This window comes from Microcoleus sp. S13_C5 (genome assembly GCF_036700845.1).
Classification (GTDB): domain Bacteria; phylum Cyanobacteriota; class Cyanobacteriia; order Cyanobacteriales; family Microcoleaceae; genus Microcoleus.
Map to the genome: position 1 here is coordinate 1 of NZ_JAUBPR010000100.1, position 24,559 is coordinate 24,559.

Annotated in this window: 17 protein-coding genes and 1 pseudogene; 7 read left to right on the forward strand and 11 right to left on the reverse strand. The window is 44.6% G+C overall.

The window, feature by feature from the left end:
- Window positions 1-437: 437 nt before the first annotated feature.
- Window positions 438-632, reverse strand: a complete 195-nt coding sequence (locus QUA04_RS21960; protein WP_333260659.1) for a hypothetical protein — start codon at window positions 630-632, stop codon at window positions 438-440.
- A gap of 51 nt (window positions 633-683) precedes the next feature.
- On the opposite strand from QUA04_RS21960, the gene QUA04_RS21965 reads away from it, so the two are divergent.
- Entirely contained in the window at window positions 684-3,572 is a 2,889-nt protein-coding gene (locus tag QUA04_RS21965) for a PAS domain S-box protein (RefSeq protein WP_333260662.1), read from the forward strand.
- 123 nt (window positions 3,573-3,695) lie between these two features.
- Here QUA04_RS21965 and QUA04_RS21970 read toward each other — a convergent pair whose 3' ends face one another.
- Window positions 3,696-4,286 carry a rhomboid family intramembrane serine protease gene (locus tag QUA04_RS21970; RefSeq protein ID WP_333260665.1) on the reverse strand — a complete coding sequence of 197 codons (591 nt, stop codon included), beginning with the start codon at window positions 4,284-4,286 and terminating at the stop codon, window positions 3,696-3,698.
- Window positions 4,287-4,756: 470 nt separating this feature from the next.
- On the opposite strand from QUA04_RS21970, the gene QUA04_RS21975 reads away from it, so the two are divergent.
- From QUA04_RS21975 to QUA04_RS21985, 3 genes and pseudogenes are all read left to right on the forward strand, one after another.
- On the forward strand, window positions 4,757-5,134 hold the full coding sequence (locus QUA04_RS21975) for a Mo-dependent nitrogenase C-terminal domain-containing protein (protein WP_333260668.1): 378 nt from the start codon (window positions 4,757-4,759) through the stop codon (window positions 5,132-5,134).
- Between the two features lie 560 nt (window positions 5,135-5,694).
- A complete protein-coding gene (locus tag QUA04_RS21980; RefSeq protein WP_333260671.1) occupies window positions 5,695-6,531 on the forward strand; it encodes an SGNH/GDSL hydrolase family protein in 837 nt (278 codons plus the stop codon).
- Between the two features lie 124 nt (window positions 6,532-6,655).
- Window positions 6,656-6,790: pseudogene (locus tag QUA04_RS21985) on the forward strand (Mo-dependent nitrogenase C-terminal domain-containing protein); the annotation flags it as partial.
- A gap of 254 nt (window positions 6,791-7,044) precedes the next feature.
- Here the strand turns inward: QUA04_RS21985 and QUA04_RS21990 are convergent.
- Window positions 7,045-7,503, reverse strand: coding sequence for a hypothetical protein (locus QUA04_RS21990; protein ID WP_333260674.1), 459 nt, complete (start codon window positions 7,501-7,503; stop codon window positions 7,045-7,047).
- Window positions 7,504-8,082: 579 nt separating this feature from the next.
- Here QUA04_RS21990 and QUA04_RS21995 point away from each other — a divergent pair.
- Window positions 8,083-8,700, forward strand: a complete 618-nt coding sequence (locus QUA04_RS21995) for a Uma2 family endonuclease (protein ID WP_333260676.1) — start codon at window positions 8,083-8,085, stop codon at window positions 8,698-8,700.
- Window positions 8,701-8,738: 38 nt separating this feature from the next.
- Here the strand turns inward: QUA04_RS21995 and QUA04_RS22000 are convergent, their stop codons facing one another.
- From QUA04_RS22000 to bchB, 3 genes are all read right to left on the reverse strand, one after another.
- Window positions 8,739-9,023 (reverse strand): type II toxin-antitoxin system mRNA interferase toxin, RelE/StbE family, encoded by a 285-nt coding sequence (locus QUA04_RS22000; protein WP_333260679.1) that lies wholly within the window; start codon window positions 9,021-9,023, stop codon window positions 8,739-8,741.
- On the reverse strand, window positions 9,020-9,241 hold the full coding sequence (locus QUA04_RS22005; RefSeq protein WP_190741770.1) for a hypothetical protein: 222 nt from the start codon (window positions 9,239-9,241) through the stop codon (window positions 9,020-9,022). The genes QUA04_RS22000 and QUA04_RS22005 overlap by 4 nt, the downstream gene beginning before the upstream one ends.
- Before the next feature lie 83 nt (window positions 9,242-9,324).
- Window positions 9,325-10,851 carry a ferredoxin:protochlorophyllide reductase (ATP-dependent) subunit B gene (gene bchB / locus QUA04_RS22010; RefSeq protein ID WP_242723164.1) on the reverse strand — a complete coding sequence of 509 codons (1,527 nt, stop codon included), beginning with the start codon at window positions 10,849-10,851 and terminating at the stop codon, window positions 9,325-9,327.
- Between the two features lie 917 nt (window positions 10,852-11,768).
- On the opposite strand from bchB, the gene QUA04_RS22015 reads away from it, so the two are divergent.
- Window positions 11,769-17,282 (forward strand): AAA family ATPase, encoded by a 5,514-nt coding sequence (locus tag QUA04_RS22015; RefSeq protein ID WP_333260684.1) that lies wholly within the window; start codon window positions 11,769-11,771, stop codon window positions 17,280-17,282.
- Window positions 17,283-17,558: 276 nt separating this feature from the next.
- On the opposite strand, the gene QUA04_RS22020 is transcribed toward QUA04_RS22015, so the two are convergent.
- A complete protein-coding gene (locus QUA04_RS22020) occupies window positions 17,559-18,770 on the reverse strand; it encodes an acetate kinase (protein ID WP_333260686.1) in 1,212 nt (403 codons plus the stop codon).
- Between the two features lie 228 nt (window positions 18,771-18,998).
- Between QUA04_RS22020 and psaK the strand changes: the two genes are divergently transcribed.
- Window positions 18,999-19,259 (forward strand): photosystem I reaction center subunit PsaK, encoded by a 261-nt coding sequence (gene psaK, locus QUA04_RS22025; RefSeq protein ID WP_333050587.1) that lies wholly within the window; start codon window positions 18,999-19,001, stop codon window positions 19,257-19,259.
- 42 nt (window positions 19,260-19,301) lie between these two features.
- On the opposite strand, the gene QUA04_RS22030 is transcribed toward psaK, so the two are convergent.
- The 4 genes from QUA04_RS22030 to QUA04_RS22045 form a co-directional block, all read right to left on the reverse strand.
- A complete protein-coding gene (locus QUA04_RS22030) occupies window positions 19,302-19,940 on the reverse strand; it encodes a histidine phosphatase family protein (RefSeq protein WP_333260689.1) in 639 nt (212 codons plus the stop codon).
- Between the two features lie 28 nt (window positions 19,941-19,968).
- Window positions 19,969-20,655: a DUF3226 domain-containing protein gene (locus QUA04_RS22035; RefSeq protein ID WP_333260692.1), complete on the reverse strand. Its 687-nt coding sequence runs from the start codon at window positions 20,653-20,655 to the stop codon at window positions 19,969-19,971.
- On the reverse strand, window positions 20,648-21,643 hold the full coding sequence (locus QUA04_RS22040; protein WP_333260695.1) for an AAA family ATPase: 996 nt from the start codon (window positions 21,641-21,643) through the stop codon (window positions 20,648-20,650). The genes QUA04_RS22035 and QUA04_RS22040 overlap by 8 nt, the downstream gene beginning before the upstream one ends.
- A gap of 144 nt (window positions 21,644-21,787) precedes the next feature.
- The gene (locus QUA04_RS22045; RefSeq protein WP_333260698.1) at window positions 21,788-24,262 is read right to left on the reverse strand and encodes a phosphoketolase family protein; all 2,475 of its coding nucleotides are present in this window, start codon (window positions 24,260-24,262) and stop codon (window positions 21,788-21,790) included.
- Window positions 24,263-24,559: the final 297 nt, after the last annotated feature.

The following is a 24,559-nucleotide window of genomic DNA, read 5'->3' on the forward strand; positions in this document are numbered from 1 at the left end:
TCACTTCTCTGCTGTATTGCGTAAGCGTTGCTTGCCGAAGGCATCGCATCCCTCTTTAAAAACTGTCCGGAGTATTGCTTGTGGAGATATCAATTAAATTTCCTGTCAAAACTTATAACTTGCGATCGCGCTATCGGTCAAATAGAACTGACGCAGCAACCGGGTTGAAACGGCAAAATACGTCATTTCAGGCATGAGTCAACCAAAAACTCGATTGGTTTGATTAGCGCGCGTCAGGAGTGGAAAAATAGTTAGTGCTGGACGCACGGGTGGCTATCTATCGATTTTTTTTCACGAAAATAGTTCGTTGTAGACCGCCCAAACGCTAAAAAAACTAGGTTTCAGATACCTGTTCAAAAAAAAAATGCAAAAGCAGGCAAATTCTAAACCCTTACAGAACCAGTCTTTCCCAATTCTTTAATTCTTTAATCTCAAATCTATAATAGTATGAGCGTGTAGAGTGAGTCCAGGATTGATACTGCATTCATCTCGATCGCCCCTGTTCTCAAAGCGGACGAGCGCGCTAAGATGGCGGTGGCAGTCGTTAAAAATTCAGTTGCCAGCGGCAGATTCCGAGTTATTAACAGCACTTTGCCTACTAAAACCCTCTCCACTTCAAAACCTGCGCTCATCAAGTTGTACTTGACCGGAATGTTGTGGGTTCATAATAGTTCTGCTTTACCATGCCAATCAAATATCTGACCGACCCGATTTTAAAAATGTCGGGCAAAGTGCCAATTCGCATCGTCCTTGTTGTGCCTTTTGCCCTCCAGACTTTCGCTGCGGTAGGGTTGACGGGGTGGCTGTCGCTGCGGAACGGACGCATAGCCGTCAACGATGTTGCCGCACAACTGCGGGCCGAAGTCACATCGCGTATCCAGCAACATATTGATACTTACATCAAAACACCCCACCAAATCAATCAGCTCAATCTCGATGCCATCCGTCTCGGCATTTTGAACGTGCAGGATGCTGATAATTTGCAACGCTACTTCTCCAAACAAATCACAACCTTTGATAAAATTAGCTACATTCAATTCGCCTCCGAACAAAAAGATTTTATTGGAGTTGAACGCCTAGACGACGGCAAGTTGCAAGTTCAGATTTCCAATCAATCTACCGGCTATAACTTTTACAGCTACGCGCCGTCGGAGTTCGGAGAACCAACCAAGCTATTAAAAACTACTCTCAACTACGACCCCCGCATCAGACCTTGGTATATAGCTCCGGTGCGGGCAGGCAAACCGACTTGGAGTAAAATTTATACTTATTTTGATGCTCCAAAACTAGCGATTACGGCTGCTCAACCAGTCTATGGCGATGATGGAAAACTGATAGGAGTCCTGGGTTCTGACTTGGCACTTTCCAAGCTCAATCAATTCTTAGAAACTCTAAAAATTGGCAAAGCAGGACAGACTTTTATTGTAGAAAGGTCGGGGCAATTGGTGGCAAATTCTACTCGGGAACCGCCATTTATTGTTAGCAATGGTGTTGCGAAACGGATTGTGGCAGCCAGCAGCAAGAATGTTCTAATTCGATCAACCGCCCGCTATTTGACAGAACGTTTCGGGGATTTGCACAAAATTGACAGATCTCGCCAGTTAGATTTTACGATCGACGGTCAACGGCAATTTCTACAGGTGACGCCACTTTTAGACAGCAGGGGCCTCGACTGGTTGATTGTGGTGACAGTTCCTGAAGCCGATTTTATGGAAAGGATTAATGCCAACACTCGGTATACTGTGGTGATGTGTCTGGGTGCTTTGGTGCTGGCAACGGCGATTGGCGCTCTGACTTCTAGGTGGATTGTTGTACCGATTCGGCGTCTGAGCAAGGCTGCGGATGCTTTGTCCCGGGGAGAATGGGACGGGATGGTGGTAGATTCCCGGTTGATGGCGTCTGTAGAGCGGGAGGATGAGGTCGGTGTCCTGGCTCGCTCTTTTAATATGATGGCAGATCAATTGGAAGAGTCGTTTACTACACTCGAAGATCGGGTAGAATCTGCGATCACCGACAAAAATCAATTAATTATTTCTCTAAAAAACTCGCAGCAAAAACTGGCTCTCCATCTTCACCAAACTCCTTTGGGAGCGATTGAATGGGATCTCAACTTTGAAGTAGCGGAATGGAATTTGTCAGCGGAAAGAATTTTTGGATACAACCGCTTGGAAGCTATGGGACGCCACGGAGTCGATCTCATAGTTCCTGAAATTGCTAAGGAGTATGTCAGGCAACTATCTATAACTTTGCTCACTAATCAAGGAGGAGTTACCAGCCTTAACGAGAACATCAGAAAGGACGGCAAAATTATTTTGTGTGAGTGGTACAATACGACTTTGGTTGATGCTGACGGCAGCATCATTGGGGTGGCATCGCTGATTCAGGATGTGACAGAATTTCACAGTGCTGTGGAGAAGTTACGGGCTAGCGAGGAGCGGTTTCGCCAGTTGGCAGAAAATATTCATGAGGTATTTTGGATTAGAGAACCCAATCAAAAACAGCTAGTTTATGTCAGCCCTGCTTGCGAAAAAATATGGAATTTGAGCTGTCAAAGTTTGCAGTCAGAACCGGAGGCTTTTTGGGATGCTATTCACCCGGAGGATCTCGATCGCGTCAAGGCTGCTTTTGAGAAACAGGTGCGGGGCGATTATGATGAGGAGTATCGGGTAGTGCGCTCGGACGGTTCAGTTTGCTGGGTGCGCGATCGGGCTTTTCCAGTCCGCAACGAAGCAGGGGAAATTTACCGCATAGTCGGTATTGCTGAAGATATTACCCAGCGCAAATTAGCAGAAGAATTCCAAAAAGTCGCTCAAACCGCTCAAGCTGCAAACCAAGCCAAAAGCGCCTTTTTAGCTAATATGAGCCACGAATTGCGAACTCCCCTCAACGCGATTATTGGTTACAGCGATATGCTCAAAGAAGACGCCGAGGATTTAGGCTGCGAAGATTTTATCCCAGACTTGCACAAAATTCAAACAGCGGGCAAACACTTGCTTTCTTTAATTAGCGACATTCTAGATATTTCTAAGATAGAAGCGGGGCGGATGGAACTTTACTTAGAAGCTTTCAACCCGGTTAATTTAATTGACGAGGTAGTTTCTACTGTCAAACCCTTGATAGATAAAAATTCTAATAAGTTTGAAGTTTATTGTGCTGACGACTTGGGAATGATGTATGCGGACATTACCAAAACTCGTCAAATATTGCTCAACCTGCTGAGCAATGCAGCCAAATTTACGGAACAAGGCACTATTAGCCTCTGTATTGAAAGAATTAAACATGACACATTAACAAGTCAAGAAATAGCAGAACCTTCCGACTCAATAATTTTCCGCGTAACTGATACGGGCATTGGGATTCCCCCCGAACAATTGCAGTATTTATTTCAAGCGTTTATGCAGGGCGACGCCTCAACTACGCGCAAGTATGGCGGCACGGGTTTGGGATTGACTATTAGCCGTCACTTTTGCGTGATGATGGGTGGCGATATGCACGTTGAAAGCGAGTTAGGTTGCGGTTCGGTTTTTACTGTGTGCTTGCCGGCCCGCGTTGAATTATTGGTCAGCAGTTAGTCTTGCTATCCGGGACGAAATTGTTACACAATAAACCAGGTTTATTGACAAAAAACCTACGCTTTCAGATAATTTCGGGGTAAGAAACCAAGGTGATGATATCATTCACCCTACGTCTTAATCCTAGTTAATCTGCCGTTTCTGCCGCCCCAAAAGTTGAGCTGTTAATACCCCGCCGACAAAGCCAAAGAAATGCGCTTGCCAGGAAACTCCCGGCTGCGAGGGCAAAACTCCCCAAATTAAACTGCCGTAGAAGAAACCGACAATTAAAGATACCAAAATAGATGTAAAGCTGCGTTCAAAATAGCCCCGCAGCAGCAAGAAGCCGAAGTAACCAAAGATTAATCCGCTGGCACCAATGTGAACGGAATAGGGGGCGCCAGTCAGCCAAACTCCGAATCCGCTGACTAGCACAGTGACGGCACTCACGATAAAAAAGTCGCTAATTTCTCGCAGCATTATCAACCAACCCAATGTCACTAAAGGGAGGGTATTGGCGGCTAAGTGAGCAAAACTGCCGTGCAGAAAAGGCATCAACAGGATGCCTTGAAGTCCGTCGAGGCTGCGGGGGCGGACTCCGTAGGCATTCAGCCTGCCTCGGAACAGGAATACATCGACAATTTCGATAATCCAGAGGAGGGAGACGAAGCCGCCGAGAATGGCGGCGTGGCTTTGCAATTCGCGGGTGATAGCTTTGGTTTCTGGGTTACTCATGGGTGGTGAGGGCGGTGATATCGATTATTTTTCATTGTAGAAGTTTCTGAGCGATCGCGAGCAAAGATAGTTGCGGCGGGGTTTCAGGGTTGTTTGCAGCAGAGCTTATTTAGAAATATTATAAGTTTTATTAAAAGTTCCGCATTTTCACGTATAGGATAATTCACGTCGATGCGTCACAATTGTAATTGAACTACAAAAGGAGAGTCAACCGAAGGTTGAAGCTAAAACGTAGAAGACAGAATTTTTACCCTATCAATCAATTGTTGGGCTTGAAATGAGGACACTTTTTAGATCGCACACCAGGTCTAAAAAAAATCAGGAACTACTTTTCTCGTCCTAAGTCATTAATTTAAGAAGTTCAATCCGGTAAAGCAAAACGAGATGCTGTAGATACTGATTGTAGATAAGATCGCACAAGCTCTACAGAGAGTTCTTGGCACCTCGTTATAAAAGAGGAACAGAGCAAAATGAACGTATTTGAGCATACAGTATCCTACCGAACTCTGCCAAATTGGGTATGGTTTGGCAAACAAGAAACCGCCGTTAATGTCGCTACAAATTCTCAACCTTACGGTCAAAAGCCACACTTTGACCCATTGGATCCGCTAAAACAATGGCTTGATAACACTGCAATTAAAAGTCAAAAGTTGGCTCGGTTGCTGTGTAAGTTTATTCCCAGCCAGTGTCCGTTTGAGCGAGAAGTCAAAATTGGCGATCGCACTTTATTATCCATTCCGCCACTGTGCAAGTTAAATCCGCTTTACGAGCAAGTGGTTGGGCTGCGCTTTCGAGCTTTGTGTTATTTGGCTGACGAGTGTGGCGAAGATGTAACTCCTTATTGTTAATTCTGCAAAAACTTAAATTTATCACTGTCTTTTCACCCTCCCTTCTCCTTGTTGGGGAGGGTTTTTGTTTTGTGCAAGCTTTCCGGGAGAAAAAGTGCGCTCAATTTCTTGATCGTCGAGTAAATCAGGTTTAAATGCATTATTTTTTTATTGATCTTTACCTCAAGGGTAGTTGTTTGGAAGGTTTTCGTGGTTCGCCTCTTGCCTAACTTTATTGGGTAATCTCCCAAAATATGTACGGTTTTGTCCCCGCCACAGCGCTATGAGCGAGATACCATTAGACAAGTCTCAAGGACATCATCAATCTATGTAGGTTTAGCCGTGGAGTGAGGCAAACCGCAATTAAAGTTCAGTTTTACTACCAGATTTTTTTTTACAAAATTGATATATTAGTAATTGATGCAAATATTTAAGCGATTTCAAGAATATCACTAAGACTAAAATTCAAAATCACGAACTCGGTAAATAACGGTACAAATTATAAAAAGCTTCAAGGAGATAACTAATACTAAGTGTTGAAAAAAACGTTTTTTGCAGTAATTATTGGGATTTTATCTTTTATGGTTGCACTCATCCTATCAGCTCAAAGTTCTGAGGCTGTCAATGAACTATATGTATTTGGGGACAGTCTTTCGGATATGGGAACGGTGTTTCGAGCGAGCGGGGGTCAATATCCGCCTCGTTCGACTTACTTTCAAGGGCGTTACTCGAATGGTAAGGTTTGGGTAGAGTATCTTGCCGATCGCCTAAAGTTGCCGCCTGAACGAGTCACTAATTTGGCCTATGGAGGTGCAACAACGGGGAGCGATCGCAATAGCCTTGTCCCTGGTTTGTTAACTCAAGTTCAGTCATGGACTAACTCCCAAAAACAGGCAAATCCTCATGCGCTGTATGTACTGTGGGCGGGTGCAAATGACTATTTGCAGGGGGTAAGTAATGCGAATCTTCCCGTTGAAAATGTCGGGAGGGCGATGGCGTCTCTTGCTGATGTGGGTGCCAAAAATATCCTGCTGGCAAATTTACCAGATTTGGGGCAGTTACCGGCGACGCGAACAGCCGCTAATTCTGCAAGGCTGACTGCATTAACACAAGCACATAATCAGGGTTTGAGGCGAGCGGTTAAGGTATTAAATCAACAGCATCCTGGCTTAAAAATTGCGACTCTGGATGCTAATGCGCTTTATCGGGAAGCGATCGCTTCTCCGGCTAAATACGGCTTGACTAATGTGACGAGTGCGTGTTTATCGGGTGGAGGTGTTTGTGCTAGTCCCGATCGATTTTTGTTTTGGGACGGCATTCATCCAACGACGGCCGCACACAGGATTTTGGGGGAAGCAGCATCCGCAATTGTGCAGGAGAGCGGGATGATTAAATCTGAATTGGGGACGCTTCGGTAAACCATTTTAAGGCTTTCCGGGCGATCGCCACAAGACCGGGGTCCTCCCTTTTCGTAGAGGTTGACATGATTTTTTGCATGAGAGCAATAGTGGCTCATCTGATATTGTAGAAATTTCTCTGGTGGGCGATCGCACTTTATTATCCATTCCGCCGCTGTGCAAGTTAAATCCGCTTTACGAGCAAGTGGTTGGGCTGCGCTTTCGAGCTTTGTGTTATTTGGCTGACGAGTGTGGCGAAGATGTAACTCCTTATTGTTAATTCTGCAAAAACTTAAATTTATCACTGTCTTTTCACCCTCCCTTCTCCTTGTTGGGGAGGGTTTTTTTATTTGTAGATTATTCGGCGGTTGAAACCTGTTAACCTCAAACTCAAATGTGGCGAAGCGCCGGTCATTTGAGTTCGAGGTTAAATTACACAAACTTTCGTCTGCCTCAGCAGAAAAGCCAGATATTCTGTTAGATCCCCGGCTTTTTGAAGAAGTCGGGGCTTGAAAGCCCGATCGCATTTAAATACTAAAGGGAGCGAATCACTCGTTGTTCGAGAATGCGTTTGCCTTTGTTATAAATACTAAGGCTGGCTCCTGTAACGATGTAATCGTAGGTGCCATTTTTTGCCACGTAACCAGTCCCCTCTTCAGTACGAGCACGCAGGGCGATCGTGCTGCCGTTACTCTTTTTAACGCCGTAGTAATATAGTTGATGAGCGTGGTTGTAGCACAGATAAATCCGAAAGTTGCTGGTCTCGAAATAGTTTGCCAGTGTCTGTCTTTTGCGAACACAAAAATCTCTCACCTGTTTTTGGGGAGTGGATACATTAGCTATTTCTATGGTTTCAATCGGAGACTGAGTGCGAGACGCTGTTGGTGCAGTGCTTGTGTTCGATTGTCCTAGAGCCAAGGTTGCCGCTGGATTGCTGGCAAATAGCATTAAACCGAGTAAGCTGGTTTGTGTGAGTCTTGCTGTGAAGTTCATAAGTCATTCCTTTAAAAGATGTTGATGCGTCTAATCTAGGTAAGTGGGATTGATTAGGGCGATCGAACAGTACAGTTTTCACAATTGGCCCCAAGGAGGAAATCCTTGGATGCAATTTCCGTTTCCCCTGAGATCGGGTACTATTCTCAATAAGCTTTTAGGGGCAGGCTAGAAGCCCGCCCCACAAGAGGATTGAATGTATAGTCGAAAGGTCGTTACTGAGAATAATATTTTTTGTGAGTTTCCCTGCAACTGACTAGCCGACGGACAATTAAAAAACTGGCACTTTCGATTGCTGATAGGACTTATTCACTAACAGGCGATCGCGAGGACGAGGATGCGGCGCTAGTTTTTAATTTCTTTCAAGTTGAAGTGCCGCTGGCAGATATCTCTGAGAAGGTGGATTTTGAGGCGGAAAATGATGCAGAGAATGAGCCAGAAGAAAGCGGGGAGGAATGAGGGCGATCGCTTTTTTGGAAATGCAGGTTATCATTTAAGTGAGCGATTCCCTCCGGGATAGCTTCGCTTCACGCACTCAAAAAAAATATTTGTTCAACATCCTTGCGGGAGAACATCAAGATGACAGGCACTTTGCAAACAACCGAGCAACGTTACTGCACAGAAGAGCAATATTTAGCACTGGAAGAAACAGGAGAGTACAAAAGCGAATATCTCGACGGGGAAATTATTCCTATGACAAACGGATCTACGAATCACAATCGGATCGCAGGAAACGTTTACATTGCTTTAAATTTCGCTCTTCCCGAACAAGAGTATGATGTCTTCATCGGTGACGTGCGTCTGTGGATACCAAAAGTGCGACTGTACACTTATCCCGATGTAATGGTAATTTTTGGGATACCTGAGTACCGCAACAACCGCACTGACACGATTACCAACCCTCAAGTTATTGTGGAAGTTTTATCAAAGTCTACTACAAACTACGATCGAGTTGACAAGTTTACATTTTACAAAACTATTCCGTCTTTTATAGAATACATTCTTATTGACCAAACAAAAATCAAAATCGAGCCGTATTCTAAAACCGAGAATAAAAGATGGTTGTATAGCGAGTATGATGAGGAAGATACGGCTTTAGTGTTTAATTCCTTTCAGCTAGAAGTTCCTCTATCTGCTATTTATAAGAAAGTAAATTTTGAGCAAGTTGAGCAAGAAGATAGTCAAAATGATGTGTGAGGGCGATCGCACGCTTGTTGGAAAAGGGCGATCGTTACTTAATATACTTCATCATGCGTCCCAATATCAATCAAGACGATCAATTCCTCTTGCGTTTCATTATCTTGCTCAAAAGTATAGATAATTCGGCAATCGGACTCAACCCAACAAGCCCAAAGTCCTTCTAATTGCCCCCGCAGTTTATGTGACTTCAATGGAGGATAAAATGGATCGTTCACTAAGAACTCCAAAACCGAAAAGATTTTCTCACCTAATTGCGGATTTCTCTTGATAACCCGTTTAAAAGCCCGTTTAAAACTGTTGTTCCAAACTAGAGTTTTCATTCTTCATCCAGTAAATCAGCTTTTAACTGTGCAAGGTTCCCTCGCTTTGCTGTGCCGGCTTTTAAAGCACTCAAAACTTCTCTTGCATTGCTAGCAATTTCCACTCGCCGATTTTCAATTCGCCGTTTCTGAATTAATTCAATTAACAAATCTTGCTCTTCAATTGCCAGAGATTCTACATATTCGATCGCGGTCTGGAAAGCAATAGAATTAGCCATAAAGAACTTTTCTATGTTTGAAAAGTGACAGTGCATTTCTATTTTACTAAGTGAGGTGGGCAAATGCCCACCCTACCAATAAACTACGCGCCGACAGATTCCTTGGCCGCGTACAGCACCTCAACGGTAATCTTATCAATTCCCCGATCGCGCGCGAACTTCTCAGTATTCCGCTTCACCTTACCCCGCACAAAACCAGGGATTTTGTTCAACTCAGCCTGTCCATCCTTCGTCCAACCCATATCAGAATCAGCCGAAATACCCTTCGTAATCACTTCCTTGGTATCGTGGCCGCCGAAGATTTCCAGCAAGTGGTCTTCCATTCCCAAAGTAAAGGAATTGTAGACCAAATCTACGCACTGATTCGTGCCTTCATAACCCAAAAATGGCTTGTAGCCGATCGGGAAATTTTGGACGTGAATCGGTGCAGCAATTACGCCGCAGGGAATATCCAACCGCTTACCTACGTGGCGTTCCATTTGGGTGCCGAAAATTGCCGAAGGTTCCGCTTTGGCGATCGCATCTCCAATCGCCCCGTGATCGTCGGTGACGAGCACTTCATCACAATACTCGCTTACCTGTTCCCGGAACCAGTCAGCATCGTGTTTGCAGTAGGTTCCTGCCCACACAACGTGGATTCCCATCTCGCGAGCCAAAATCTTCGTCATCGCCGCAGCGTGCGTATTATCGCCAAATACGACGGCTTTTTTGCCGGTTAAATTTTGGCAGTCGATCGATCGCGAAAACCAAGCAGCCTGCGACACAAATCGAGTTTGTTGGTCAATAAAATTTTCGTAATCAACATCCGCACCTTGAGCATTCAAAACTTGCTGAATCTTGCGGATACAGCGCGCAGTTTCCACCACACCCATCGGCGTAATATCCACCATCGGCGTGCCGAATTCTTTTTGCAAATACTCCCCGGTCATCATCCCCAATTCCCGATAAGGAACCAAGTTAAACCAAGCACGGGGCAGTCTTTTCAAGTTATGAACCGAAGCACCTTCGGGAATAACTTCGTTGACTTCAATGCCCAAATCAGCCATCAAACGCTTCAACTCGGTGCAGTCGTGCTGGTTGTGGAAACCCAGCGTAGACATACCGATAATGTTGACAGATGGTTTTTCGCTTTTGGCTTCTACTAAATCGCCTTTTTTGCGGGCTTTGTTAATGTAAAATTGGACGATTTGATCCAAAGTGCGATCGGCTGCTTGCAGTTCGTTGACGCGGTAATGGTTAACATCGGCCAGCAATACATCGCCTTTGGCATCCAATTGAGCTCGCTCCACGAAGTTTTCCAAGTCTTCTTGCAGGATGCTGGAGGTGCAAGTCGGGGTGAGCACGATTAAATCTGGGTGTTCTTCTCTGTCTTTGCGGGTGATGTTGTCCACCACCCGTTCCTGCGAACCCCGGGCCAGTACGTGTCTGTCAACGACGCTGGTAGTCACCGGGGTGAAATCCCGTTCCCTCTCCAGCATGGAACGCATGACGTTAAAATAGTCGTCTCCAATCGGTGCGTGCATGATTGCATGGACGTTTTTGAAGGAAGTGGCTACGCGCAAAGTGCCGATGTGGGCTGGGCCTGCGTACATCCAATAAGCCAATTTCATAGGTATTTTTCCTGGTGCTGGTTGAGAATTGCCCGATCGGGCGATTACTGCTAAATTTTAAGGTTGTTTCTGATTTTCTCACCGGATGAATCCTTTAGAAATAGTAACTTTCTGATGATTTCCAGATGTGGTAAATGCTCAAAAGCCTTTGCTGCTTAGGATTTGGCCCGTAATTCCAACAAATTGACCTTGCTTTTATGGCAATAATTCTTAATCTTTCCTAAAATTTTCTTAAGAGTTAGGCAAATTTGATTAATGTAGGGTTCGCTGCCGCGCAACAGACAAGGTGAAATAATTCTGCATTTTTTGTCAAATTTACTCTGGTCAAACAGCCAGTTAGTATTGTTAATCGAGCGGTCAAAATAGATAGAACTGAAGGAAATTGCAGATTCCGAAGCAACACTTAACTCCCTCCGCGCCTCGGTAGCGAATTATAGTTAAGATTTGCACCGCCCGGTTTTTTTCAAGCACCCCCAATTCGTGCCCGATCGCCGGAAAAAATAAATCTTTCAGCACTTGCGTATTTTCACGAGATGTGGTGACGCTCCACGAAAGTCAAGCGATTGCTTAGAATCGGAGATGATTTAGTTGTCAGCATGGCGATCGAGCATTAGAGGAAATCCTTGCACAAATCCTGTATTTGTGATCTTGTTTACCTAACTGCTGAGGTGACGAAAGCCCAGCGTGCTTTTGTCAGCCGTAACTCTTTCCTGTCAAGGCCTGCTTTCCCACACATCCCAAAAGATAGCTCTTGAGCGATAATGAAGAATAACATAGGATTTACGAAAAGAAACCCGATTTACACGATAAAATCTTGGGTTTGTCAACGACTAGCAACGAAGAAACCCGGTTTCTAGCCCGCCGCGCGTCAGTCCTGTAACATTGACCAAGCACACCTAATTTGAGAGAACCCAACTATGATGGCAATTCCCGGCGTTGCAGTTCTCGCTCTCATTTATGAAAGCAGCACTTCCCTGGTTTACCGCGGCCACAACGAGCAGAACAACCAACCTGTTATTATCAAACTTATCAAAGAAGACTATCCGACTCCTGAAGAACTGAATAGATACAAGCGCGAATATGAGATCACTGCCAACTTAAGTCTGTTGGACGGAGTTGTGAAAGTGTATAAGTTGCAACAGGTTAGAAATAGTCTGGCAATGATCTTAGAAGATTTTGGCGGGGAATCTTTAAAAATATTTATGGGTTCTCAAAAATTTACCATCTTAGGATTTCTGACTACTGCCATCAAAGTTGCTGAAACTTTGGGAGAAATTCACGGAAAAAATGTAATTCATAAAGATATAAACCCCTCTAATATAGTTTTTAATCCTGCTACAGGACAAGTTAAACTCATAGATTTCAGCATTTCAAGTGCATCCAATCTGGAAAATATAACGAGTAAAAATCCCAATTTTTTAGAAGGCACTTTAGCCTATATGTCGCCCGAACAAACCGGCAGAATGAACCGGGTAGTGGATTACCGCACCGACTTTTATTCCCTCGGCGTGACCTTCTATGAAATCCTGGCAGGACAACTCCCTTTTCCCACTACAGATCCCATGGAGTTAGTTCACTGTCACATCGCTAAACAGCCAGTACCTCTCGCTGAAATGGCCCCAGAAATTCCTCAAGCTGTTTCAGATATTGTGATGAAATTGTTAGCAAAAACCGCTGAAGAGCGCTATCAAAGTGCTTGGGGACTAAAAGCCGATTTGGAATCCTGCCTGTTTCAGTGGCAAACATCTGGGGTTGTTTCTGAGTTTCCTCTCGGCAGCCAAGATATTTCCGACAAATTTCAAATACCTCAAAAACTTTACGGCAGACAGCGAGAAGTTGAAACTCTTTTAGCGGCATTTGAACGGGTAGCAGCAACAAATAATCGAGGCTACCGCACCGACGATTCTCAAATTTCTGTCATCAAAAAAGAGAGCCAATCGAAAAAACAAATTCCCTTGTCAGTCCTCGCGAGAGGACAGCATAAATCCCGCAGCGAGATGATGCTGATTGCCGGTTATTCCGGTATAGGTAAATCTGCTATGGTGAAGATTTTAGACAAACCTATTACCCGCAGGCGTGGATATTTTATTTGGGGAAAGTTTGACCAGTACAAGCGGACTATTCCTTACTCGGCAGTTGTCAGCGCTTTTTCAGAATTGGTGCGGCAACTGTTAACTGAAAGTGAGGCTCAATTAGCAGTTTGGCGCGACAAACTCCGCAGTTCCTTCGGTCAAAACGGACAAATTATTATTGATGTCCTTCCCGAAGTTGAACTAATTGTCGGAGCTCAGTCTCCTGTAGCTGAATTGGGGCCGACGGAATCTCTCAATCGCTTTAATTTAGTATTTCAAAATTTCATCCGCGTATTTTGTCAGCCCGAACATCCGCTGGTCATTTTTCTCGACGATTTGCAGTGGGCTGATTCCGCTACTCTCAAATTAATCGAATTGATGATGACAGATGAAGCTACGCAATATCTGTTTTTAATTGGCGCTTATCGGGATAATGAAGTTAGTCCTACTCATCCTTTAATGATGACAGTGGAGACACTGCGAAATCAGGAAGCTATCATTAATCAGATTGCTTTGTCGCCGCTGGGGGTGGAAAATATAACTCATTTGATTGCGGAAACCTTGCACAGCGATCGAGAATCGGTCAAACCTTTAGCTGAATTGGTAATTAGCAAAACCGATGGCAATCCTTTTTTTGTCAATCAATTCCTGCAAACATTGTATCAAGAAAACCTGCTAGTTTTTCACCCGCCACAGTCGGGGAGCAAGGGTGGCTGGCATTGGGATATGACTCAAATTGAGCAGTGCGCTATCACTGACAATGTAGTAGATTTGATGGTACAAAAATTGAGAAAGCTGCCAAGTTCAACGCAGCAAGTTTTGCGTTTAGTGGCTTGTTTGGGGAACGAATTTGACTTAAATACTCTTTCTTTAATTAATGAGAAAGAAGCCTCCGAAACTTTTTCTCACCTGTTGCCAGCGATTAAGTCGGGACTGATACTGCCAACTTCGGAATTGGAAAGCAAGTCATTAGATTACGTGCTGTTTCCGCTATTAATTCTGAATTATAAATTTTTGCACGATCGCGTACAGCAAGCAGCTTACGCTCTGATCGACGACTCGCAAAAAAAGGCAGTTCACCTGAAAATAGGCAGGCAAATCCTAGAAAACACTCCGGCTGAATATCGCGCTGACAGAATCTTTGAATTAGTCGATCACTTGAATGTAGCTCGATCGCTAATTAAAGACGATCGAGAATTAATTGAACTGGCAACACTGAATTTAGACGCCGCGCGCAGAGCCAAAGATGCCACTGCTTATGTTGCTGCCTTGCAGTATTTGACCGCCGGCATGGACGGTTTGAGCAAGGATATTTGGGATGCTCACTACGACTTAGCCTTTGCCTTGCACATGGAGCGGGCAAATGTTGAGTATTTAAACGGTTTTTTTGAGAACTCAGAAGAATTTATTAATATAACGTTGGAAAAAGCGCGATCGCCCTTAGAAAAGGTAGAAATTTACAACCTGCTGATCGTGCAGTACACCCTGCGGGCGAAGTACGAAGAAGCCGTTAAAGCCGGAATCACAGCTTTAGACTTGCTAGGCATTGACTTGCCGCTAGATGGGCTACAAAAAGTCATATCCGAAGAATTTGCAGCAGCTACAAATATTTTAGCAGGTAGAGAAATAGCTTCCCTAATTGACGCCCCCGAAATGACTGTACCCGACAAAAAAGTTGCCGTCAAATTAATTACCAACTTGCTGACATCGGCGTACCTAAAAAATCCCGACTTGTGGAAAGTCAGCGTTTTAAAAGGAGTCAATCTTTCTCTACAATACGGTTTAGTACCCGAAGCCTCTCTTTGCTATGCTGGCTACGGTATGTTCTTAAACGCAGTTTCGGGAGATTACAAAGCTGCGTATCAATTCGGCTTGCTCTCGCTCAATCTCAGCGAAAAATCTGGCAATATCGGCTTGAAATGCAGAGCTTGTTCATCCTTGGTCAGTATTTTTTATTACTGGTTCAATCACATCAAAGATTCCCACGCGATCAGCAATGAAGGATATCAAGCAGCTTTAGAATCAGGAGATTTAGAGTATGCGGGTTATATCCTGTCCAACCGCATAGCTAACTCATTTTTTCAAGGTAAAGAAATCTCGCAAATTCTAGTCGATACGAGCAGGTATTTGCAGTTCAGCCAAAAAACCAAAAATCAGCTCGTAACCGATATATTATTAGGAGTAGAGTTAATCCTCCGTAACCTAAGCAAACTAACTTCTGAAAAGTTTGTATTTGAAAGCGAAGATATCAGCGAAGCTGAATACGTACACAACTGCCAAGCTCATCAAAATTTGTACTCGCTCTGCCTTTATCAGATTCGCAAATGCCAGGTAATGTACTGGTACGGCAACTTCAACGAAGCGCTACAACTAGCTTTTGAAGTAGAAAAACAGCTATCTTTTATTACCGGAGCGATACCCGCTACCGAATGGAATTTTTTCTTTTCTCTAACTTTAGCCGCCGTTTTCCCAAATGTTTCAGAAGACAAGCAAAAGGAATACTTGGAAAAGTTAGAGGAAAACCAAAAACAGATGAAAATTTGGGCAGACAACTGTGCCGAAAATTTTCTGCACAAGTATCTTTTAGTACAAGCAGAAATAGCCAGAATTTCCAAGAAAGATTCAGAAGCTGTAGAACTGTACGATTTTTCTATAAATTTAGCCCAAGACAATGAGTTTGTCCAAAATGAAGCGCTAGCTAATGAACTAGCAGCTAAGTTTTGGTTGAGTAAAGGCAAGTATCAATATGCCAAAATTCACTTGCGCGAAGCTCACTCGTGCTACTTGCGCTGGGGTGCAGTTCGCAAAGTAGAAGATTTAGAACAGAAGTATCCGCAGTTGCGGGAAATGACACCGCTCAACGGAAGTTTTAACAACAATCAAACTACCACAACTATTCATACTTCTACTGGCAGCGATGCGAGAGTGCTGGATTTGGCAACGGTAATGAAAGCATCTCTGGCGATTTCTAGCGAAATTGTCCTCGATAAGTTGCTGGCTTCTTTGATGAGAATCTCGTTAGAAAATGCGGGTGCTCAATTAGGTTTTCTGATTTTAGTCAGAGATGGTCAACTGTTGATTTCAGCTAAAGCGTCAGTATTTGCTGAAGATGTAGCTGTGCTGGAATTTACGCCTGTTGGAGACTATCATGATTTACCTGTGACGGTGATTAATTATGTGGAAAGAACTCGCTCGGATTTGGTGTTGAGCAATGCGGCGGGTGAGGGACTATTCACAGCCGATCCTTACATCGCTAAACACCAACTGCAATCTATTTTGTGTACTCCAATCATCAATCAAGGCAAACTGATCGGCATTCTTTATTTAGAAAACAATTTGACTGTCGGAGCATTTACTCCCCACAGATTGGAAGTTTTAAGGTTGCTCTCTTCCCAAGTTGCTATTTCTTTAGAAAATGCTCTGCTTTACAATTCAGTGGAACAGAAAGTGCAAGAGCGGACGCAGGAGTTAAATGAAAAGAACGAGCGATTAGAACAAACTTTGCGCGAACTTAAACTAACTCAAGCTCAATTAATCCAAACGGAAAAGATGTCTAGTTTGGGGCAAATGGTCGCTGGTGTAGCTCACGAAATTAATAATCCTGTAAGTTTCATCTACGGCAATCTTAATCCGGCTAGCGAATACGTTAAAGACTTGCTAAAATTGATTGAGCTTTACCAGCAGCACTATCCAGAACCTGCTGATGAAATTCTAGAAGAAATAGAAACAATTGAGCTGGAATTTTTGAGCGAGGATTTGCAAAAGCTGCTGGATTCCATGAAAGTAGGAGCGGAAAGAATCCGGGATATTGTGCTAAGCTTGCGGAATTTCTCGCGCCTCGACGAAGCGCAAATGAAGTCCGTAGATATCCATCAAGGCATTGACAGTACGGTGATGTTGCTGCAACCGCGCCTGAGAAAAGAGGGCGGGCGTTTGGGAATTGAGGTGATTAGAAATTACAGCACGCTACCCCTCATTACTTGTTATGCGTCTCAGTTGAATCAGGTATTTATGAATATTTTGACAAATGCGATCGATGCTCTCCTGGTAGCCAGAGATTGCCCGGAAGACTCTCATCAACAGCCTACGATTACAATTTCTACAGAGGTGACAGACAGGAATTCTGCCATAATTAGAATTGCCGACAGCGGGCCGGGGATGAGCACTGAGGTGCTGCACAAGATATTCGATCCATTTTTTACAACTAAGCCCGTGGGCTCGGGAACTGGTTTGGGATTGTCTATTTCTCACTCGATTGTTGTGAGTTCTCATGGCGGAAAATTGACTTGCGTTTCTACACCCGGAGAGGGGAGCGAGTTTATTATTGAAATTCCGATCGCCCCCAGGCAAGTTTTGTAATCGGCGCTACTATCAACCCACAGCCTGGCTGAAAGAGTAATGATGTTTCAGGGAAAATGGAAGAATAAACGTCTCTACCTCTCTTTATCTGCGTAAATCCGCGTCCATCCATTGTCATCTGCGGTGAATACATTCTCTTTTTTTAATCGCATATGAGGGCCGATAAAAACAGATTAACGCAGATGAATTTGATATATTCCGGTTGCGCCGTTCGCGATTGTTGACCCTTCTGCGAAGCTGAGTGGGGATCGCTGTTGAAGGAATTCATACAATAAGTTAGTGATAAAGTTTCCAGCATTCTCGCGCGATTTCCCAATCCTCCTGCGTGTGAATTACCAAAACTCTCGCCGCTGAATCCACTGTCGCAATATCTTCATCAACTGGCGAGTGTTGATTCTTTTCCCCATCCAATTTTAACCCGATAAATCCAAAAGCTTCGCAAGCGGCAGCCCGCACAAAAGGCGAATTTTCCCCAACTCCCGCCGTAAAAATCAAAGCATCCAACCCTCCCAAACTCGCCAGCATCGCCCCAATTCCCGCGCGCAAACGGTGAATGTAAATATCCAATGCAAGTTGAGCTCTCTCATTACCTTGGGCGATCGCATCTCCAATCTGCCGCAGATCGCTAGACACCCCTGAAATCCCTTTTAAACCAGAATTTCGATTGAGAATACCATCAAGTTTCTCAGCAGTAAAATCGGATTGTTTTAACAGATGAATGAGAATGCCTGGATCGATCGAACCCGATCGACTTCCCATCATCAAACCTTCCAAAGGCGTAAATCCCATCGTCGTGTCAACACTCCAGCCACCGCGAATGGCCGCCAGAGAACATCCGTTGCCCAAATGACAGCTAATCAACCGCAAATCTGCCAAATCTTTACCCAGAATGTCGGCGGCCCGACGCGCGCAATATTGATGGCTAATCCCGTGAAAACCGTAGCGCCGAATCCCATTTTCCAACCATTCATAGGGGCCAGGATAAACAAAGGCTGCGGGCGGCAATTGTGCGTGAAAAGCTGTATCAAATACTGCTACTTGCGGCACATTTCCGAGGATTTTTTCGATCGCTTCGATACCTTCGAGGTTGACCGGATTGTGTACGGGGGCGAAAACAGATAAACGGGCGATCGCCTTTTTAACATCCGGCGAAATTAACGTACTTTGCTGATAATCTTCTCCGCCATGTACGACGCGGTGGCCGACAATATCAATCTCTTTTAAATCGTTAATGGTTTGAGTTCTTCCCCTCCAAAGACTCTCCAGCATTCGAGAAATAGCATCTTTGCGAGAGTCAGAGGCAAACACCTCTTCAAGTTGATCGCCTTTTGTTGTTTTGACTTTCAACTCTGCTATACCCTGCTGGTGAGTCCAATCAATTTGAGCTGACCAGAGGGGTTCCAAAGGTCGATCGGGCAGGACATCGTTTAACTCGTAAAGACAGCTCTTTTGACTGCTAGAACCCGCATTTAACACCAGTATTTTCATGCTTTATTATGTCCTGTTGATTCGTTCTTTCGATCGCTAGGCAATTGAAATCGCGTCTTGTCAAACTTTCGTCCGCCTGCACAGATTAAGAAATCTTGAGATCATGGGAAAATTATTAAGAAAAATGTCGAAAAATTAACTATTAATGCAATGTGTAGCTAACAGTTGCATTTTTTTGATATATCTTCTATGCAGATTTTCATTTACTAAAGTTTAAGGAGCCGATCGATGTTTACACCAATTTTACTTGCCACTGTCGCCAGAACCGTAGAGTGGAGCCCCACGACCGGTTTGATTATGATTCTTTGCAATATTTTAGCTATTGCGATCGGCAGATCGACCATCCAAAAGCCTCACACAGGCCCAGCCGCGCCCTCATCGGGTTTGGTCGGCGGCTTGAGTTTGGGTGCACTTGTGGGAAGTCTCTGCTTCGGTCATATTTTGGGAACGGGTACGATTTTAGGATTGTCTTACATAGGCGCGATTTAGTTTCAGACTGTAGGGTGCGCCCAGCGCACCTTACCCGCAATTTCAAGTACCCGGTAAATTGCGGAGAGTTTCATCCATGTAGGATCGATCGCCCAAAACCTCCAGCAGCGGCCCGCGCACGTCAAACTTAACAATACTGACAGAAGCTGCTAAAGCGGCAATGCGATAGCGATAACGTCCCAAATCAATCCCCAAGAGACTGCACAGAATAATTCTAATAGTTGCTTTGTGCGAGACCACCAAAACATTACCGCTCTTGTACTTTTCCTGAATTTCTGCGATAACTAAGGACGATCGGCTAGCAATTTCCACGGAAGTCTCGCCGCCATTCGGTGCATTCCAAGCAGGTTCAGTCAGCCAATTAATATAATCTTCTTCGTATTCTTTTTTGACCTCTTCTACTGTTTTGCCCTCCCACTCACCGTAATTAATTTCCCTCAGTCCGTCGTGAAGCTGCATTTCAATTCCCACAGCATCGCACAAAGGTTTTGCAGTAGCAATTGTGCGTTTCATCGGACTGACATAAACAGCATTCCAAGGCAATTTTGCGTAAGCGGCGCCAAACTGTTCTGCCATTTGAGAACCTACGGGGGTTAATTCTGGATCTATATGGCCGCAGAAACTGCCAGTCTTGCTGTAAGTGGTTTCACCGTGTCGTACAAAGTAGATTTTTAAGCTCATGAGTTAATTGTGTGTGAATTTTACTATGTTAGCAAAAGAGTGTAAAAAACTCCTTCAAACCATCGAGAGCAGGATTATCCCAATTCCAAATATCTTTTTTGTGTTTCATAACATAATCAAACCCAGACATACTGCATTTCCTTCCAGCTTGTTTCTGTTCCTGAATTGAGCAAGTATCATACCTGAGATAGATGCTCACCCAAAATTTATCAAACTCTTTTTGGTTGATTTCCTTTCCCTGACTTTCTATGCAAGTTTGCCAACTCTTCAAACAATCAGCATAAGGCGATTGTATAGCCTTTATTTCCTTTAAAAGCGTTTCCAGTTCCCCTTTACCTCCCACATTTGTAAAGTAACAAGCTAATTTTGCATTTGTTCCATTATCTCCACAAATATCGATAAATTGTTTAGTGCTTAACAAAGTTTCAGATTCAAATACCTGTTTTATACATTTATTTACCAAGTTCAGCCGCTCTGCCTCTGAATCGTTATCAAGATCGATAATAATCCCGATTTTTTCTATATCTCTTTTTTGCAGGTCTGCTTCTAAAGCTTTTAAAGTAGTTGTTAACTTTGTTTCGCTCAAGCCTTCCAAACTTTCATAATCATCTATATAAATAGGTGGTTCTATCTGGATGTTGCAGTTGAGAAATTCAACCATTGCCTTCATAAAAATTGCATCATTTTTGCTTTCTACTATGACAAGATTACTCACCTCTCACTCCTTTCTGATGCTCTAATGCGTAATCCAAAGTTTCTAAATCGCGTCTGATAGCAATGATTCGATCTGTTTTCGGTTTTTTTGCCATTTCAAAATAGGCACTGCTGCATTCTCGATCTAATTCTAAACCGACATCAGCAAATGCTTGCAACATTTCTAAACTGTGAGTTGTGGCAAAAATCTGGGTATCCAGTTCCACCGCCAACCGAAATAAAATTCTCCAAAATTCTCGCTGACTTGTATAGTGTATGCCATTTTCTATTTCATCGATTAGCAGTATGTTGTATTTACTGTTTATCAGTTTAAGCATAATATGTGCAACTCGATTCATAGCATCCCCAAACAATGAAAGCGGCAAACGTTTTTCGCCTTTTCTTCTCAAATAAAGTGTGGGTTCGCCAATTGAAAAACTTTCTACAGATTCGATCGCCGGATCGATAACTTGAAAAGCTTTCAGAACTTCGCTATCTTTGTCATCTAAGCGCGCGCGATCGAATGCTTCTGTAAGTTCTCTTCCCGAAATTATGATAAATGGAGGAACTATCGGTGCTTCGTCAATAGAAATGCGATAACCATTTAAAGATGTTGCATCAAATACTGTTGAGGACTGATTAATTCTATCCTCATTTATAAAGAACTCACAATTCATGTAGTAATCAGATAAAACATTTTTAATTTCTAATCGCTTGGTATTATTGTTATCATTTTTTCCAATAATTACTAGAGCAATATCTTTTTTACGTGCGTAAAATAAGTTGTCCAATGCTCCTGGCATAGCTTCTATCGCTTTATCTGCCTCTCTTCTAACCTCTTTGAGAATTGCCAGACTTCTAGGAGCTGGAGAAAAATTGAGAAAAAGAGCCTCCAGCAAGGCTGTCTTGCCAGCATTATTTTTACCGCCGATTAAATTGACTCTTTCAAACCCAGAAATTTTGATTTGCTCAAAACACCTAAAATTTTGGATTTCTATTTCTTTCAGCATTACCGATCCTGTTGAATTAATCTAACTCATCTGCGTGAATCCGTGTTAATCTGCCTGTATCTGCGGTTAAAAAAAGAGAATTTGTTAACCGCAGATGACAATAGATTAACGCGGATTCACGCAGAGGTCGAGAAGCGATCGCACCTATCCAGGCGCACCCGATCGCACGGTTTGATCTGGTGCCGCCGCCGCATCCTTCGTTTCCTGCGGCCCTTCAGACGAAACCGGGCCCGCGTGCGGCCACTTCCAGTCGCGGATTTCCGGCATATCATCGCCGTGTTCGTTGATATAGTGCCTGTGTTCGATCAGCTTGTCACGGATAGCTTGTTTGCCGTAAGCTGCTACAGAACTCAGTTTCGGAACGCGATCGAGTACATCTCCAACTAAATGGAATCGATCGAGGTCATTCATCACCACCATATCAAACGGCGTCGTAGTCGTTCCCTCTTCCTTGTAACCCCGAACGTGAATATTCGGGTGATTTGTCCGGCGATAAGTCAAGCGGTGAATCAGCCAAGGATAGCCGTGAAAAGCAAAAATCACCGGCTTATCTTTCGTGAACAAAGTATCAAAATCCTTGTCAGACAAACCGTGGGGATGTTCGCTAGCAGGTTGCAGCGTCATCAAATCCACCACATTAACCACCCGCACTTTTAAATCCGGATAATCTCGGCGGAGAATGTCAACAGCAGCCAAAGTTTCCAGCGTCGGAACATCACCCGCGCAAGCCATCACCACATCCGGTTCGCCGCCTTTATCATTGCTAGCCCACTCCCAAATACCGATGCCGGCCGTACAGTGTTTAATCGCAGCATCCATATCCAAATACTGCAATGCCGGCTGCTTCCCTGCAATAATCACGTTGACATAGTGGCGGCTGCGGAGACAGTGATCCGTTACAGACAGCAAAGTATTCGCATCCGGCGGCAAATAAATCCGCACCACTTCCGCTTTCTTGTTAATTACGTGGTCGATAAAACCCGGATCTTGGTGAGAAAAACCGTTGTGGTCTTGCCGCCAAACGTGAGAAGTTAGCAGGTAGTTGAGAGAGGCGATCGGTCGGCGCCAAGGAATATCGTTAGTAGTTTTCAACCACTTGGCGTGTTGGTTGAACATCGAATCGATGATGTGAATAAACGCCTCGTAGCAAGAGAAAAAGCCGTGGCGTCCCGTCAGCAAATAGCCTTCCAGCCATCCCTGACATAGATGTTCGCTGAGAACTTCCATCACCCGGCCGTCGGGGGAGATGTGGTCGTCTTCGGGCAAAATTTCCCCCGCCCACATCCGGTTCGTCACTTCAAACACCGGATCGAGGCGGTTTGAGGCCGTCTCGTCAGGCCCGACAATGCGGAAATTGGCGTTTTCCTGATTCAGTGTCATCACCTCTCGCAGGAAGCGGCCGGAAACGCGGGTGGCTTCTGCCATTACAGTGCCCGGTTTTTGCACGTCAACGGCGTAGTCTTCAAATTTCGGCATTTTCAAGTCTCGCAGCAGCAGGCCGCCGTTAGCGTGGGGATTTGCCCCCATCCGCCGAGATCCCTTGGGTGCGAGTTCCGCCAATTCGGGAATTAACTTGCCCTTTTCGTCGAAGAGTTCTTCCGGCTTATAGCTTTTCATCCAATCTTCCAGGAGTTGGACGTGTCCCGGCTTAGAAGCCATTTCCGAAAGTGGGACTTGGTGCGATCGCCAATAATCCTCAGTTTTCTTACCGTCAACCTCCTTCGGCCCCGTCCAGCCTTTGGGAGTTTTCATCACAATCATCGGCCACTGGGGACGGCCGGAATAGCCCTGGGTCCGGGCTTTTTCCTGAATCGCCTTAATTTCGCCGATCGCGGTATCGAGAGTTGCAGCCATCAACTGGTGCATGGTTTCCGGGTCTGAACCTTCCACCCAATAAGGTTTGTAGCCGTAACCGACCATCAAACTTTCCAATTCCTGGCGCGGAATGCGGGCCAACAGCGTTGGATTGGCAATTTTGTAGCCATTCAAGTGCAAAATCGGCAACACTGCCCCGTCGCGAACCGGGTTGAGAAACTTGTTAGAGTGCCAGCTAGCAGCCAAGGGGCCGGTTTCCGCCTCCCCGTCGCCGACAACGGCCGCCACAATCAAATCGGGATTGTCGAAGGCCGCCCCGTAAGCGTGGACGAGGGCGTAGCCGAGTTCGCCGCCTTCGTGAATCGAACCGGGGGTTTCCGGGGCGACGTGGCTAGGGATACCGCCGGGAAAGGAGAACTGTTTGAACAGCCGTTTGATACCCTCTTCATCTTGGGAAATGTTCGAGTAATATTCGGTATAAGTTCCTTCGAGATAGGTGTTGGCGACCAAGCCCGGCCCGCCGTGTCCAGGGCCTGCGATGTAGATGGTGTTGAGGTCTTGGGCTTTGATGATGCGGTTGAGGTGAACGTAGATGAAGTTTAAACCTGGAGTGGTTCCCCAATGTCCGAGGAGTCTCGGTTTGACGTGTTCGATTTTGAGGGGTTCTTTGAGTAGGGGGTTGTCGAGGAGATAGATTTGTCCGACGGATAGGTAGTTTGCCGCCCGCCAGTAGGCGTTCATTTTGTGTACTTCTGAGTCGGAAAGCGGCTTTAATTGCGGGATCTCGGTTGTTCCTAGCATCATCAGCGATTGACTCCTGAGTTTTGGTTTTTTTGTAATGTGCGATCGATCTTGTAACTGACGCGGGATATTATTTTGTTACTGGTGACACTGTTTATTTTTACTCCATTTTTTGCAAGTAAACAATTGAATTGTATATCACTTTTCTCTCAATCAAAGTTTAAATCAACGTTAATTTTTGGGTAACAAGCGCACAATTTTGACCGAGAAAAGCTGGGTTGTGGGCAGGGTGGATTAATTGTCAAAAGAGTAAACCAGTGGGGCAAGGCTATTTGCTGACAATCACGCGCCAGATTTAAT